The sequence below is a fragment of the Pseudomonas sp. B21-048 genome, from assembly GCF_024748615.1.
Lineage (GTDB): Bacteria > Pseudomonadota > Gammaproteobacteria > Pseudomonadales > Pseudomonadaceae > Aquipseudomonas.
Genome location: NZ_CP087168.1, coordinates 4,247,091 through 4,261,394, shown reverse-complemented (window position 1 = coordinate 4,261,394; position 14,304 = coordinate 4,247,091). Strand labels below are relative to the sequence as shown.

12 protein-coding genes are annotated in these 14,304 nt (G+C 60.1%); 1 reads left to right on the top strand and 11 read right to left on the bottom strand.

The annotated features are described in order from the left end of the window. Positions 1-175 precede the first annotated feature (175 nt). A complete protein-coding gene (gene nadA, locus LOY56_RS20040) occupies positions 176-1,234 on the top strand; it encodes a quinolinate synthase NadA (protein ID WP_258616751.1) in 1,059 nt (352 codons plus the stop codon). 92 nt (positions 1,235-1,326) lie between these two features. On the opposite strand, the gene LOY56_RS20035 is transcribed toward nadA, so the two are convergent. From LOY56_RS20035 to arcA, 11 genes are all read right to left on the bottom strand, one after another. Beyond that, a complete protein-coding gene (locus tag LOY56_RS20035; RefSeq protein WP_258616750.1) occupies positions 1,327-1,815 on the bottom strand; it encodes an RDD family protein in 489 nt (162 codons plus the stop codon). 95 nt (positions 1,816-1,910) lie between these two features. Then, complete coding sequence (locus LOY56_RS20030; RefSeq protein WP_003175786.1) at positions 1,911-2,123, bottom strand: cold-shock protein; 213 nt, start codon at positions 2,121-2,123, stop codon at positions 1,911-1,913. A 392-nt stretch (positions 2,124-2,515) separates the two neighbouring features. Next, a complete protein-coding gene (gene gcvT, locus LOY56_RS20025) occupies positions 2,516-3,640 on the bottom strand; it encodes a glycine cleavage system aminomethyltransferase GcvT (RefSeq protein ID WP_258616748.1) in 1,125 nt (374 codons plus the stop codon). Positions 3,641-3,673: 33 nt separating this feature from the next. Then, positions 3,674-5,050: an L-serine ammonia-lyase gene (locus tag LOY56_RS20020; protein WP_258616746.1), complete on the bottom strand. Its 1,377-nt coding sequence runs from the start codon at positions 5,048-5,050 to the stop codon at positions 3,674-3,676. A 133-nt stretch (positions 5,051-5,183) separates the two neighbouring features. Then, positions 5,184-8,036, bottom strand: a complete 2,853-nt coding sequence (gene gcvP, locus LOY56_RS20015) for an aminomethyl-transferring glycine dehydrogenase (protein WP_258616745.1) — start codon at positions 8,034-8,036, stop codon at positions 5,184-5,186. Between the two features lie 11 nt (positions 8,037-8,047). Beyond that, positions 8,048-8,422, bottom strand: a complete 375-nt coding sequence (gene gcvH, locus LOY56_RS20010) for a glycine cleavage system protein GcvH (protein ID WP_258616744.1) — start codon at positions 8,420-8,422, stop codon at positions 8,048-8,050. Between the two features lie 437 nt (positions 8,423-8,859). Continuing rightward, positions 8,860-10,368 (bottom strand): sigma-54-dependent transcriptional regulator, encoded by a 1,509-nt coding sequence (locus tag LOY56_RS20005; RefSeq protein ID WP_258616743.1) that lies wholly within the window; start codon positions 10,366-10,368, stop codon positions 8,860-8,862. A 214-nt stretch (positions 10,369-10,582) separates the two neighbouring features. Further along, positions 10,583-10,945 (bottom strand): DUF5064 family protein, encoded by a 363-nt coding sequence (locus tag LOY56_RS20000; protein WP_258616742.1) that lies wholly within the window; start codon positions 10,943-10,945, stop codon positions 10,583-10,585. Between the two features lie 12 nt (positions 10,946-10,957). Further along, positions 10,958-11,887, bottom strand: coding sequence for a carbamate kinase (gene arcC / locus LOY56_RS19995; protein ID WP_258616741.1), 930 nt, complete (start codon positions 11,885-11,887; stop codon positions 10,958-10,960). A 73-nt stretch (positions 11,888-11,960) separates the two neighbouring features. Beyond that, on the bottom strand, positions 11,961-12,971 hold the full coding sequence (locus LOY56_RS19990; RefSeq protein WP_258616740.1) for an ornithine carbamoyltransferase: 1,011 nt from the start codon (positions 12,969-12,971) through the stop codon (positions 11,961-11,963). Between the two features lie 69 nt (positions 12,972-13,040). Beyond that, positions 13,041-14,297, bottom strand: a complete 1,257-nt coding sequence (gene arcA, locus LOY56_RS19985; RefSeq protein ID WP_258616739.1) for an arginine deiminase — start codon at positions 14,295-14,297, stop codon at positions 13,041-13,043. Positions 14,298-14,304 lie beyond the last annotated feature (7 nt).

Genomic DNA, 14,304 nt, shown 5'->3' with positions numbered 1-14,304 from the left:
TCCGGGTGACGCAGGTCAGAATCATCTTTTGCATCCACGGGATATTCTGTAGCCTTGCGCAGCTTCAACGCTGTCCACGCCTGATGAATACTCACTCTCCCGGCGGTACCCTGAAGGGGCCGGAGCCGGGTGTATACTCGACTTTCGCGCGAAAGCGCCTGCAGGTCTTGCGAACATGACGCAGATTTCCGAACGCCTTCTGGTTCAAGCCCACCTCGACGCCAAGCAGCCCAAACCGCTGACCGCCGAGGAAGAGGCTTATTACCGTACTGCCATCGCTGCCGAGCTCAAGGCTCAGGACGCGGTGCTGGTTGCCCACTTCTATTGCGATCCCGTCATTCAGGCCCTGGCCGAAGAAACCGGTGGTTGCGTCTCCGACTCTCTGGAGATGGCCCGCTTCGGCAATGCCCATCCGGCCAAGACCGTGGTGGTCGCCGGTGTGAAGTTCATGGGCGAAACCGCGAAAATCCTCAACCCTGAAAAACGCGTGCTGATGCCGACCCTGGAAGCGACCTGCTCGCTGGACCTGGGTTGCCCGGTAGACGAGTTCTCGGCGTTCTGCGATCAGCACCCGGAACGCACGGTGGTGGTGTATGCCAACACCTCGGCGGCGGTCAAAGCCCGGGCAGACTGGGTAGTGACTTCCAGCTGCGCGCTGGAAATCGTCGAAAGCCTGATGGATAACGGCGAAACCATTATCTGGGGCCCGGACAAGCACCTGGGGACTTACATCCAGCGCAAGACCGGCGCCGACATGCTGTTGTGGGACGGTGCCTGCATCGTCCACGAAGAGTTCAAGGCCAAGCAGCTCGAAGACATGAAAGCGCTGTACCCGGAGGCGGCCATTCTGGTGCACCCGGAGTCGCCGACTGCCGTCATCGAATTGGCCGACGCGGTGGGTTCCACCAGTCAGCTGATCGCGGCTGCGCAGAGCCTGCCAAACAAGACTCTGATCGTCGCCACCGACCGCGGCATCTTCTACAAGATGCAGCAGCTGTGCCCGGACAAGGTCTTTATCGAAGCGCCAACGGCCGGTAACGGTGCAGCGTGCCGCAGTTGCGCGCATTGTCCCTGGATGGCGATGAATACGCTAGAGCGCACGCTGAAGAGCTTGCGTGAAGGGACCAACGAGATCTTTGTTGATCCGGCGTTGATTCCGCAGGCAGTGCGGCCGTTGAAGCGGATGCTTGATTTCACGCAGGCGGCGCGGATGAAGTTGGCCGGCAACGCTTAAGGGCAAGATCAAAAGATCGCAGCCTTCGGCAGCTCCTACAGGTCTACATAGAACCTTGGAGCTGCCGAAGGCTGCGATCTTTTTTATGGGCGCTACTTTTGTTTCTTTGGAATGCGTACAAGCTGGGTATTGGAATAGATGTCATGCCAGCTGCGCTTCTGCTTGTCGAACAGCGACCAGAGGAACCCCAGCCCGAGGCATAGCCAGGACGCGATCGACACCACAAAGCGCAGCAGCGCCTGCCACAGGCTGATGGATGAGCCATCGGCGTTCTGCACGCGGATGCCCCAGACCTGCATGCCCAGCGTCTGCCCCGACCAGGTCCAGAACTTGGCGAAGAAGCCGAATAGCACGAACAGCAGAACCGTCGATAGCAGCGGATCACCGTCCAGCGCGCCGGCGTCGGTCAAGGCTCGCATTTGGCCTTCGCCGATGATCGCCATCTGGATCATCTTGTAAATGCCGCTGGTGACGATCAGCAGAGCGGTGCATAACAGGAAGTCGTAGAACATCGCTGCCAGGCGACGACCCAGGCCGACGGCGGGGAAGTCGCCCTGTGGGTTGAGCAGGTGTTTCGACATGGCAGCCTCTGAACGGAAAAAGAAGCCATTTTACGGATTTACGCGCACAAAAAAGCCCCTGATGTCAGCATCAGGGGCTTTTTCGTTACAGAAGATCAGGCTTCTGCTTGTACTTCGTCAGCTTGCATGCCTTTCTGGCCTTGCACAGCAACGAAAGTCACTTTCTGGCCTTCTTTCAGGCTCTTGAAGCCGTTGCCCTGAATAGCGCGGAAATGTACGAACAGATCCGGACCGCTTTCTGGAGTGATAAAACCAAAACCTTTCTCGTCGTTAAACCACTTGACAGTACCGCTCTGACGTTGGGACATTTCTTATTTCCTTTGACGCAAAAATGAATGACAGTCTCCTTCTCGTGAAAGAGTACTGGGGCTGGTTGCAGGAGAGTAAGAAGACGTCGAACGGGATGTAGCTAACTTGTAGGCTACTGCCCAGGTCACGATTCCAAGCGACCCATGCAAACACAGTGAACAAACTCTACGCCAACTAGCGGACAAAAAACAAGCCCTGCAAAGGGCCCGGTTTTGCTTAGGTTGATGGCAATTATTCAGTCCACTAGTGCGGGCTTATACGAATGTGCGGTTCAGTTATTTTCGATCGTTATAAGCCGAGTTCATAATTGAAAGCTTGCACTGTTTTATGGCGGCTGCGTTACAGATTAGTGCACTGTTAACGCAACCGCGTTACTTATAGAAACAGTCAATCAACCGCGATAGTAGCGTTGTGGAACAAATGGCATTTTGCTTACAAGCAAAGGCACCTTTTTCCCACGAACAATTGCCCAAGCCGGCGTATCCAAAGCTATATAAGCGCTGTCGAGGTAACCCATGGCCAAAGGACCGCCAAGGGTCGGACCGAAGCCGCCGCTGCACACGCTGCCGATGATGTCGCCGGCTTCGTTGACGATCTCTGCACCTTCGCGCACTGGCGTACGTTCCTGCGGCAGCAGGCCAACGCGTTTGCGGCTGACACCAGCTTGTTGCTGGGCGAACACGGTTTCAGCTCCAGGGAAGCCGCCGGCCCGTGCGCCATCGGCACGACGAGGCTTGGAGATGGCCCACAACAGGCTCGCTTCGATTGGGCTGGTTTCGGTGTTCATGTCGTGGCCGTAGAGGCACAGGCCGGCTTCCAGGCGCAGGGAGTCGCGAGCGCCGAGGCCGATGGCCGCCACTTCCGGTTCGGCCAGCAGGGCACGAGCCAGGGCTTCGGCGTTGGCCGCTGGTACGGAGATTTCGAAACCGTCTTCGCCGGTGTAGCCCGAACGGCTGACAAAGCAGTCCACGCCCAACAGCTTCAAGCGGGCGAACTGCATGAAGGTCATCTTCGCAACTTCCGGCGCCAGGCGTGCGAGCACGGTAACGGCAGCCGGGCCTTGCAACGCGAGCAACGCGCGCTCTTCGAACAGTGGCTCGATGGTGCACTGGTCACCGATATGCTTGCGCAGGTGCGCCAGGTCCTGATCCTTGCAGGCGGCGTTGACCACCAGGAACAGTTCGTCATTACCGAGGTTGGCGACCATCAGGTCGTCGAGGATGCCACCGGTCTCGTTGGTGAACATCGCGTAGCGCTGCATGCCCACTGGCAGGTCGATGATGTCCACCGGCACCAGGGTTTCCAGGGCTTTGGCCGCGTTGGCGCCGGTCAGGCGGATCTGGCCCATGTGCGAAACATCGAACAGCCCGGCCTGATCACGGGTGTGTTGGTGTTCTTTCATCACGCCCAACGGGTATTGCACCGGCATGTCGTAGCCGGCAAACGGCACCATGCGGGCGCCGAGTTCGAGGTGCAGTGCGTGCAACGGGGTTTTCAACAATTGTTCGGTGGACATATCCAGCTCCTGAAAATAGTGCAGATGCGCGCATCAGCACTCGATAATGTTGACCGCCAAACCGCCACGGGCGGTTTCCTTGTATTTGCTTTTCATGTCGGCGCCGGTCTGGCGCATGGTGCGGATGACTTTGTCGAGGGAGACGAAGTGCTGACCGTCGCCGCGCAAGGCCATGCGCACCGCATTGATGGCCTTGACCGAACCCATGGCGTTGCGCTCGATGCAAGGCACTTGCACCAGCCCGCCAATCGGGTCGCAGGTCAGGCCGAGGTTGTGTTCCATGCCGATTTCGGCGGCGTTTTCCACCTGCTGCACGGTGCCGCCCAGCACTTCACACAAGGCGCCGGCGGCCATGGAACAGGCGACGCCAACCTCGCCCTGACAGCCGACTTCGGCGCCGGAGATCGAGGCGTTTTCCTTGTACAGAATGCCGATCGCGGCGGCCGTCAATAGAAAGCGCACGACGCCATCTTCGTTGGCGCCGGGGATGAAGCGCATGTAGTAATGCAGCACCGCCGGGATGATTCCGGCTGCACCATTGGTGGGCGCCGTAACTACGCGTCCGCCGTTGGCGTTTTCTTCGTTGACCGCCAAGGCGTACAGGTTGACCCAGTCCAGCACCGACAGCGGATCGCGTAGCGATGATTCCGGGTTGTTGCACAGTTGCCGATGCAGCGCAGCGGCCCGACGTTTGACCTTCAATCCACCGGGCAGAATGCCTTCGTTGCGGCAACCGGCGGCGACGCAGTCTTGCATCACTTGCCAGATCTTCAGCAAACCGGCACGGGTTTCCGCTTCCGGACGCCAGGCGCTTTCGTTGGTCAGCATCACTTGGCTGATCGATAAACCATAGGTGGTGCAATGACCGAGCAGGTCCTTGGCGCTTTTGAACGGGAAGGTCAGCGGTGTGGCGTCTTCGACGATGCGGTCGGCACCGGCGGCGTCTTCATCGACGACAAAACCACCGCCGACCGAGTAGTACTCGCGGCTGCGGACTTGCAGGCCAGCGGCGTCGAACGCGCGAAAAATCATGCCATTGGGGTGATAGGCCAACGGTTTGCGAATCATCGCCAGGTGTTCTTTCTCGTTGAACGCAATGCTGTGTTCGCCGAGCAGGTTCAAGCGACCGCTGCCGCGAATTTCTTGCAGGCGAGCGGCGACGGTTTCGGTATCTACGGTATCCGGGTGTTCGCCTTCCAGGCCCAGCAACACAGCCTTGTCGCTGCCGTGGCCTTTGCCGGTGGCGCCAAGCGAGCCGTATAGCTCGACTTTGACGCAGGTGGTTGCGGCCAGCAGCCCTTCACGGCGCAGACCTTCGGCGAAGCGCGCAGCAGCACGCATCGGGCCGACGGTGTGGGAGCTGGAGGGGCCGATGCCAATCTTGAACAGGTCGAACACGCTTAACGACATGGTTGTTCTCCGGTTTCTTGTTATAGGCGTAAATATCACGAGGCATGCACCCTGCAGGAGCAGCCTGCGGCAGCTCCTGCAGGGAGATGTGGTGTTCTTGAAAATGGGGGCGAGCGAACCCGCCCCCTATAGATCAAGCGTAGCTTTCGATCGACGGGCAGGCGCAGACCAGGTTGCGATCGCCGAAGACGTTGTCGACGCGACCGACCGGTGGCCAGTACTTGCCTTCGATCAGCGACGCTACCGGGTAAACCGCTTGCTCGCGGCTATACGGATGCGTCCACTCGCCAACGATTTCCGCGGCGGTGTGTGGCGCGTTTTTCAGCGGGTTGTCGTCCTTGTCCAGCGTGCCGTTTTCCACCGCGCGGATTTCTTCGCGGATGCGGATCATGGCGTCGCAGAAACGGTCCAGTTCTTCCCTGGATTCGCTTTCGGTCGGCTCGATCATCAACGTGCCGGCCACCGGGAACGACATGGTCGGGGCGTGGAAGCCGAAGTCGATCAGGCGCTTGGCGACGTCATCGACACTGATGCCGCTGCTGTCTTTCAACGGACGCAGGTCGAGGATGCATTCGTGCGCCACCAGACCATTGCTGCCGGTGTACAACACTGGGTAATGCTCTTCGAGGCGACGGGAAATGTAGTTGGCATTCAGGATCGCCAATTGCGAAGCACGCTTGAGACCCGCGCCACCCATCATTCGAATGTACATCCAAGTGATCGGCAGAATGCTCGCGCTGCCGAACGGTGCCGCGCAGACCGCGCCTTCCTTGCGTTCCATCTGGGCGTGGCCCGGCAGGAACGGCGTCAGGTGCGACTTGACGCCAATCGGGCCGACGCCCGGGCCGCCACCGCCGTGTGGAATGCAGAAGGTTTTGTGCAGGTTCAGGTGGGACACGTCGCCGCCGAACTTGCCCGGTGCGCAGAGGCCGACCATGGCGTTCATGTTGGCGCCGTCGATGTACACCTGGCCGCCGTTGTCGTGAATGATGTCGCAGATTTCGCGGATGCCTTCTTCGAACACGCCGTGGGTCGACGGGTAGGTGATCATCAGCGCAGCGAGGTGTTCGCGGTGCTCGATGGCCTTGGCGCGCAGGTCTTCGATGTCGACGTTGCCGCGGGCATCGCAGGCAGTCACGACCACACGCATGCCAGCCATGTTGGCGGTGGCCGGGTTGGTGCCGTGGGCGGACGATGGGATCAGGCAGATATCGCGACGGTCTTCACCACGGCTCTGGTGGTACGCACGAATCGCCAGCAGGCCAGCGTATTCACCTTGGGAACCGGCGTTCGGTTGCAAGGAGATCGAGTCGTAACCGGTGGCGGCGCAGAGCATCGCTTCCAGTTCATCGGTCAGCTGCTGATAACCGGTGCTTTGCTCGGCCGGGGCGAACGGGTGCAGGGCACCGAACTCAGCCCAGGTCACCGGGATCATTTCGCTGGCGGCGTTGAGTTTCATGGTGCAGGAACCCAGCGGGATCATGGTGCGATCCAGGGCCAGGTCCTTGTCGGCGAGCTTGCGCAGGTAGCGCATCAGCTCGGTTTCCGAGTGATAACGGTTGAACACCGGGTGGCTGAGGATCGGCGATTGGCGAACCAGCGCGGCCGGGATCGTGCTTTCAACGCTTGCGGTCAATGCGGCGAAGTCTGGCAGGGTTTGGCCGTCGGCCAGCAAGGCCCACAGGGTTTCCACATCCGCTTGCGAAGTGGTTTCGTCGAGGGACAGGCCCAGGCGTTCAGCATCGACCACGCGCAGGTTGATCTGCTGGGCACGCGCCTGGTCGTGCAGCTTGGCGGTATTAACGCCGGTTTTAATTGTCAGCGTGTCGAAGAAGCTGGTTTGCTCGACGGTCAGACCCACTGCGCTCAAACCTTGGGCGAGGATCGCGGTCAGGTGATGAATGCGCTGGGCGATCTGCGTCAGGCCTTTCGGGCCGTGGTACACGGCGTACATGCTGGCAATGTTGGCCAGCAGCACTTGGGCGGTGCAGATGTTGCTGGTGGCTTTCTCGCGGCGGATGTGTTGCTCGCGGGTCTGCATGGCCAGGCGCAGGGCCGGCTTGCCGAAACGATCCACGGAAACGCCGACCAGACGGCCCGGCATGTCGCGCTTGAACGCATCACGGGTGGAGAAGTAGGCCGCATGCGGACCACCGAAGCCCAGCGGCACGCCGAAGCGTTGCGCGCTGCCAATGGCCACGTCAGCGCCGAACTCGCCTGGCGGGGTCAGCACGGTCAGGGCCAGCAGGTCAGCGGCGACCGCGACCAGCGCATTAACCGCGTGGAAGCGCTCGGTCAGTTCGCGGTAATCGAACACGTCACCGTTGCTGGCCGGGTATTGCAGCAAAGCACCGAAGAACGGCGTCACGTCGCTCAGTTCACGCTCGTCGCCGACCACCACGTCGATGCCCAACGGCTCGGCACGGGTGCGCAGCACGTCGAGGGTTTGCGGGTGGCAATGGCTGGAAGCGAAGAACGCGTGGCTGCCTTTGTTCTTGCTCAGACGTTTGCAGAAGGTCATGGCTTCGGCAGCGGCGGTGGCTTCGTCGAGCAGCGAGGCGTTGGCGATCGGCAGGCCGGTCAGGTCGCTGATCAGGGTCTGGAAGTTCAGCAGCGCTTCGAGACGGCCCTGGGAGATTTCTGGTTGGTATGGGGTGTAAGCGGTGTACCAGGCCGGGTTTTCCAGCAGGTTGCGCAGGATCGGCGACGGCGTGTGGGTGCCGTAGTAGCCCTGGCCGATGAAGGTCTTGAACAGCTGGTTTTTGCCGGCGATGGATTTGATCAGCGCCAGGGCATCCGCTTCACTCAGGCCGTCTTCCAGGCCGAGGACGCTGGTGCCTTTGATGCTGTCGGGAATGACGCTGGCGCTCAGGGCTTCCAGCGAATCAAAGCCGAGGCTGTTGAGCATGGCTTGCTCGTCGCCGGCACGCGGGCCGATGTGGCGCGCGATGAATTCGTTGGCGGTCGTCAGATTGACTTGAGTCATGTCGGCGCTCCTCAGGCTTGGGCGATCAGACGGTCGTAAGCGTCTTGATCCAGCAGTTGGCCGACAGCCGAGGCGTCGGTTGGCTGGAAGCGGAAGAACCAGCCTTCGCCCAGCGGGTCTTCGTTGACCAGTTCAGGGCTGCTGTCCAGCGCCGGGTTCACTTCCAGCACTTCACCGTTCAGTGGCATGTACACGCCGCTGGCGGCTTTTACCGATTCCACGGTGGCGGCTTCAGCGCCTTTGTCGTAGGACTGCAGCTCAGGCAGTTGTACGAAAACCACGTCGCCCAGGGCGTTCTGTGCGAAAGCAGTGATGCCGACCGTGACGGTACCGTCAGCTTCGGTGCGCAGCCATTCGTGATCTTCAGTAAAACGCAATTCGCTCATGGAAACTCCTAAGGGGCCAGACTCGTCTGGTGGACGCGATTGAATGCTTGGGCAAAAAGCCCTGCTTTATGGGTGGTTACTAAGCAAAAACGCGGCCAATGTTGTTTAATCGTTATAAATCAATAACTTATATGTTTGTTCAACGTGTAAAAATTTGCTGGCTGTAGCGAAATCGCTACAGCACAAGGTGGGGAAAAAAGCCTAAGGGGATCAAAACCTTGCACAGCGGTGATCAGGCGAGGGTGTAGCGATATCGTTCCGCTGTAGCGCTTTCAGTACAGATAGGGGTCGCTTTTGAGTTGAGCAAATGATCGTTCCCACGCTCCGCGTGGGAATGCCTCTAGGGACGCTCCGCGTCCAGTGATGCGGAGCGTCACGGGCTGCATTCCCACGCAGAGCGTGGGAACGATCAATACAGCTAGTCCGGTACCGAAGCCTTACGGCTTATTGGGAATCCCGTACTTACGCAACCGATGGGCAATCGCGGTGTGGGAGGTTTGCAGGCGGCTGGCCAGTTGGCGAGTCGAGGGATAGCTGACGTAGAGCTTTTCCAGCAGGGTTTTCTCGAACTCTTCCATGGCCTGTTCAAGGCTGTCGACCTCACTGTCGCTCTGGCGCGCCACGGAAGTGCCGGCGATATCGAGGTCACCGATGTCCACCAAGCTGCTTTCGCAAATCGCCGCGGCGCGGAAGATCACGTTCTGCAGTTGCCGCACATTGCCCGGCCAGCGATTGCCCAGCAGCGCCGGGTAGGTGCCGGGGGCCAAGCGACAGACCGGGCGCTGGATCTGCGCGCAGGCCTGCTGCATGAAGTAGCGCGCCAGCAGCAGAATGTCTTGGCCGCGTTCGCGCAGCGGCGGGACTTCGACATTCAGCACGTTGAGGCGATAGAACAGGTCTTCGCGGAAGGCGCCTTCGCTGACCATTTTTTCCAGGTCGCGGTGGGTCGCGCTGAGGATCCGCACGTTGACCTTCACTTCGCGATCGCCACCGACCCGTCGGAAGCTGCCGTCGTTGAGAAAACGCAGTAATTTCGCCTGCAAGTACGGCGACATTTCGCCGATCTCGTCGAGAAATACCGTGCCCTGGTTGGCCAGTTCCATCAACCCCGGTTTGCCGCCTCGCTGCGCGCCAGTGAAGGCGCCGGGGGCGTAGCCGAACAGCTCACTTTCGGCGAGGTTTTCCGGCAGTGCCGCGCAGTTCAAGGCCAGGAACGGCGAACTGTGGCGGGCGCTGATGGCGTGGCAGGCGCGGGCCACCAGTTCTTTGCCGGTGCCGGTTTCGCCCTGGATCAGCAACGGAGCATCGAGGGCTGCGACTCGCTGGGCGCGGGCCTTGAGCGTACGAATCGCCGGAGATTCGCCGAGCAAGGCGTCGAAGCCTTCGGCGTGATCGTGGTGCAGCGCCGAAAGACGTTCACCGATGCGATTCGGTTGATACAGGGTGAGCAAGGCGCCGGCGTCGGTGATCGGCGTGGCGTCCAGCAGCAGGGTCTGGCCGTTGACGGTGATCTCCCGCAGCGGCAGGCGGAAGCCGTTTTCCAGCAACGTGTCGAGCAGCGCCGGGTCGGCGAACAGCCCGCTGATGCTTTCACCTGCCGGTTCGCGGCCGTACAGGGCAATCAGCGCCGGGTTGGCCAGCAGTACCTTGCCAGCGCTGTCGAGAGCTAATACCGGGTCGGTCATAGCGGCGAGCAACGCATCGAGTTGCAAGTGACGGCGCTGGCCGGGAAGGATATCGACCACCGTCACCGCTTGTACCCCACGTACGCTGAACAGCGCATCGCGCAATTCTTCGAGCACAGCCGGGCTCAAGGTCGGGGCGTCGATGTAGACGTTGGGCGGCACCATTTCCACCGCATCCAGATTGAGATTGCGCCCACCGAGCAGGGCCAGGACTTCCTGGGTGATACCGACGCGGTCGATGAAACTGACGTGGATGCGCATGGGGCGGTTGAGTTCTGGAGTGCGGAGGGTGGCAAGTATGCCTTGGGGCGGGCCAATGGTGAAATCCTGCGCAGGACTTCAGGGCAACGATGATCCCTGTGGGAGCGGGCTTGCCCGCGATTGCGGTTTAACATTCAACATCTATGTTGTCTGACACACCGCTATCGCGGGCAAGCCCACCCCACAGGTACAGCGTTCATCCAGGGGAATAGGGTTATTCGAAGTTCTCGAGGTTTACCGGGTCGCCGGATTTCATATCCAACTGCTTCCGGATGTCTTCAAACATTAAATCGTAATGCTTGTGAACCGAGCCGATCTGGCTGTGTGTCTTCGGGATTCCGTACTTCTCGGCGATTTTTGTCACGTTGTTGGCGAAGTTGTAAGCCTCCTCCTTGGGCAGAAAGAAGGACTCTGTCATGTCCTTTCCCTGCATGCTGCCGTGCATGGTGAACAGCATCCCTTTGCCTTTCTTGGGATCCTGCGTGACCTCATAGTCGAGGTGCACGTTGTAGTTGACATCATCCGGGGTCAGCGCGTGGCGCTCGATGTGCAGATGACCGGGCTCAAACGTTGCCATTGACGTCTCTCCTTACAAGTAAGTTATGCCAGGTGTCGCCGTACTGATACGCGTGCCGGCCTTGCCCTGGACGATCGCCTCGATATCCGAGAGTGAACCGATCACCGCGGTTTTTCCAGTATGGCGGGCGAACTCGCAGGCCGCCTGGACCTTCGGTCCCATGGAGCCGGCCGCGAAGCCTAGTTTTTCCATCTCATCGGGGTGAGCCTGGGCGATGGCTTTCTGGGTGGGTTTGCCGAAGTCGATGAACGCTGCGTTGACGTCGGTGGCGATCACCAATAGATCGCTTTCAAGCTGTTCGGCCAGCAACGCCGAGCACAGGTCTTTGTCGATCACCGCTTCCACGCCCTGCAGTTTGCCGCTGGCGCCGTACATCGTCGGGATGCCACCACCGCCCGCGCAAATCACGATGCTGCCTTTTTCCAGCAGCCACTTGATTGGGCGGATTTCGAAGATGCGTTTCGGTCTCGGGCTGGCCACCACTCGACGGAATTTGTCGCCGTCCGGAGCAATCGCCCAGCCTTTCTCGGCAGCGAGTTTTTCCGCTTCGGCCTGGGTATAGACCGGGCCGATGGGTTTGCTGGGGGCCTGGAACGCCGGGTCGTTGGCGTCGACTTCGACCTGGGTCAGCAGGGTGGCGAACGGGACTTCGAAGTCCAGCAGGTTGCCCAATTCCTGTTCGATGATGTAGCCGATCATGCCTTCGGTTTCGGCACCGAGCACGTCCAGCGGGTAAGCGGAAACCTGGGTGTAGGCCGCCGCTTGCAGCGACAGCAGGCCAACCTGCGGGCCATTACCATGAGCGATCACCAGTTGGTTGCCGGGATAAACCTTGGCGATCTGTTCGGTGGCGATCCGGATGTTGGCGCGCTGATTGTCCGCGGTCATGGGTTCTCCCCGGCGGAGCAGGGCGTTACCACCCAGAGCAATGACGATACGCATAATGCAGTCCTTTCAGAGAGGGAGCGAACAACACGATCAGCGGTGAGCGTGGGAACGATCACCGCGTCAGTCTTTAGATATCCGCCAGCGCCGACACCAGAATCGCCTTAATGGTGTGCATGCGGTTTTCCGCTTGCTCGAAGGCGATGTTGGCCGGCGATTCGAAGACTTCTTCCGTCACTTCGACGCCGTTTGCCAGGTGCGGATAGCGCGCGGCGATGTCTTTGCCGACCTTGGTTTCGCTGTTGTGGAACGCTGGTAGGCAGTGCATGAATTTCACGCGCGGGTTGCCCGAGGCCTTCATCATGTCGGCGTTGACCTGGTAAGGCAGCAGTTGCTCGATGCGCTCGTCCCACGCTTCCACCGGCTCCCCCATCGAGACCCAGATGTCGGTATGAATGAAGTCCACGCCCTTGACCGCTTCTTTCGGGTCTTCGGTGATGGTGAGGCGCGCGCCGCTTTCCTCGGCGAAGGCTTTGCACTGATCGATGAAGTCCTGATGTGGCCACAATGCTTTCGGAGCGGCGATACGCACGTCCATGCCGAGTTTGGCGCCGATCATCAACAGCGAATTGCCCATGTTGTAGCGGGCATCGCCGAGGTAGGCGTAGCTGATGTCGTGCAGCGGCTTGTCGCTGTGTTCACGCATGGTCAGGGTGTCGGCGATCATTTGCGTCGGGTGGAATTCAGCGGTCAAACCGTTGAACACCGGCACGCCAGCGAACTTCGCCAGCTCTTCGACGATTTCCTGTTCGAAGCCGCGGTATTCGATGGCGTCGAACATCCGCCCCAGCACGCGGGCGGTATCTTTCATGCTTTCCTTGTGGCCGATTTGCGACGACACCGGGTCGATGTAGGTGACGTGGGCGCCCTGGTCATGGGCCGCGACTTCGAAGGCACAACGGGTGCGGGTCGAGGTTTTTTCGAAGATCAGCGCGATGTTTTTGCCTTGCAGGTGCGCACGCTCGGTGCCGGTGTACTTGGCGCGTTTGAGGTCACGGGACAGGTCCAGCAGGTAATTCAGCTCGCGAGTGGTGTGGTGCATCAAACTCAGCAGGCTGCGATTGCGCATATTAAAAGCCATGATTGGATCTCCTTTGGTCTCGGTTATCCCCCGGGCCGCGCTGGATAAGCGGCGGCCAGGGTTTGAAAGTTAATAGTCGATAGGGTCGCGAATGATCGGGCAGGTCATGCAGTGGCCGCCGCCACGCCCGCGACCGAGCTCACCGGCGGTGATGGTGATGACCTCGATGCCGGCCTTGCGCAGCAGGGTGTTGGTGTAGGTGTTGCGGTCGTAGCCGATCACCACGCCCGGCTCCACGGCCACCACGTTGTTGCCGTCGTCCCATTGCTCGCGTTCGGCGGCGAAGCTGTTGCCGCCGGTTTCGACGACGCGCAGCGCTTTGAGGTTGAGGGCCTTGGCCACGGTGTCGAGGAAGCTGGTTTCTTCGCGGCGGATATCGATGCCGCCCGGTTTGCTTTCATCAGGGCGCACGCTGAAGGCGACGATCTGATTCACCACTTCCGGGAAAATGGTCACGAGGTCGCGGTCGCAGAAGCTGAACACGGTGTCCAGGTGCATCGCTGCGCGGGACTTCGGCAGGCCGGCGACGATCACCCGTTCGACTGCTTTGTTCTTGAACAGGTTGACCGCCAATTGACCGATGGCCTGGCGGGACGAACGCTCACCCATGCCGATCAATACCACACCGTTGCCGATCGGCATCACGTCGCCGCCCTCAAGGGTGGCGCTGCCATGGTCCTGGTCCGGATCGCCGTACCAGATCTGGAAGTCGGCGTTGGTGAATTGCGGGTGGAATTTGTAGATGGCCGTAGCCAGCAGGGTTTCCTGTCGGCGCGCCGGCCAGTACATCGGGTTCAACGTTACGCCGCCGTAGATCCAGCAGGTGGTATCGCGGGTGAACTGGGTGTTGGGCAGCGGTGGCAAGATGAAGCTTGAGTGACCGAGGAATTCGCGGAACATCTGAATGGTCTTGCCGCCGAAGCTGTCCGGCAAGTCATCGGCGGAGACGCCGCCAATCAGGAATTCAGCGATCTTGCGCGGCTCCAGGCTACGCAGCCAGGAACCTGTTTCGTTGACCAGCCCCAGGCCCACCGAGTTGGCGGTGATCTTGCGTTCCAGAATCCAGTCCAGCGCTTCTGGAATCGCAACGATGTCGGTCAGCAGGTTGTGCATTTCCAGCACGTCGACGTTGCGCTCGCGCATTTTGGTGACGAAGTCGAAATGGTCACGCTTGGCTTGAGCAACCCACAGCACATCGTCGAAAAGCAGTTCATCACAGTTGTTCGGGGTCAGCCGCTGGTGGGCCAGGCCGGGGGAGCAAACCATGACTTTGCGCAGTTTGCCGGCTTCGGAATGGACGCCGTACTTAACTTTTTCGGTGGTCATTACAGTG

What these genes read in the sequence shown, in the direction of transcription:
- gcvH (WP_258616744.1), bottom strand. Translation starts at nt 8,422, where the DNA reads ATGAGCGAATTGCGTTTTACTGAAGATCACGAATGGCTGCGCACCGAA.
- arcC (WP_258616741.1), bottom strand. Translation starts at nt 11,887, where the DNA reads ATGCGTATCGTCATTGCTCTGGGTGGTAACGCCCTGCTCCGCCGGGGA.
- LOY56_RS19990 (WP_258616740.1), bottom strand. Translation starts at nt 12,971, where the DNA reads ATGGCTTTTAATATGCGCAATCGCAGCCTGCTGAGTTTGATGCACCAC.
- LOY56_RS20030 (WP_003175786.1), bottom strand. Translation starts at nt 2,123, where the DNA reads ATGTCCCAACGTCAGAGCGGTACTGTCAAGTGGTTTAACGACGAGAAA.
- gcvT (WP_258616748.1), bottom strand. Translation starts at nt 3,640, where the DNA reads ATGTCCACCGAACAATTGTTGAAAACCCCGTTGCACGCACTGCACCTC.
- LOY56_RS20005 (WP_258616743.1), bottom strand. Translation starts at nt 10,368, where the DNA reads ATGCGCATCCACGTCAGTTTCATCGACCGCGTCGGTATCACCCAGGAA.
- LOY56_RS20000 (WP_258616742.1), bottom strand. Translation starts at nt 10,945, where the DNA reads ATGGCAACGTTTGAGCCCGGTCATCTGCACATCGAGCGCCACGCGCTG.
- gcvP (WP_258616745.1), bottom strand. Translation starts at nt 8,036, where the DNA reads ATGACTCAAGTCAATCTGACGACCGCCAACGAATTCATCGCGCGCCAC.
- LOY56_RS20020 (WP_258616746.1), bottom strand. Translation starts at nt 5,050, where the DNA reads ATGTCGTTAAGCGTGTTCGACCTGTTCAAGATTGGCATCGGCCCCTCC.
- LOY56_RS20035 (WP_258616750.1), bottom strand. Translation starts at nt 1,815, where the DNA reads ATGTCGAAACACCTGCTCAACCCACAGGGCGACTTCCCCGCCGTCGGC.
- nadA (WP_258616751.1), top strand. Translation starts at nt 176, where the DNA reads ATGACGCAGATTTCCGAACGCCTTCTGGTTCAAGCCCACCTCGACGCC.
- arcA (WP_258616739.1), bottom strand. Translation starts at nt 14,297, where the DNA reads ATGACCACCGAAAAAGTTAAGTACGGCGTCCATTCCGAAGCCGGCAAA.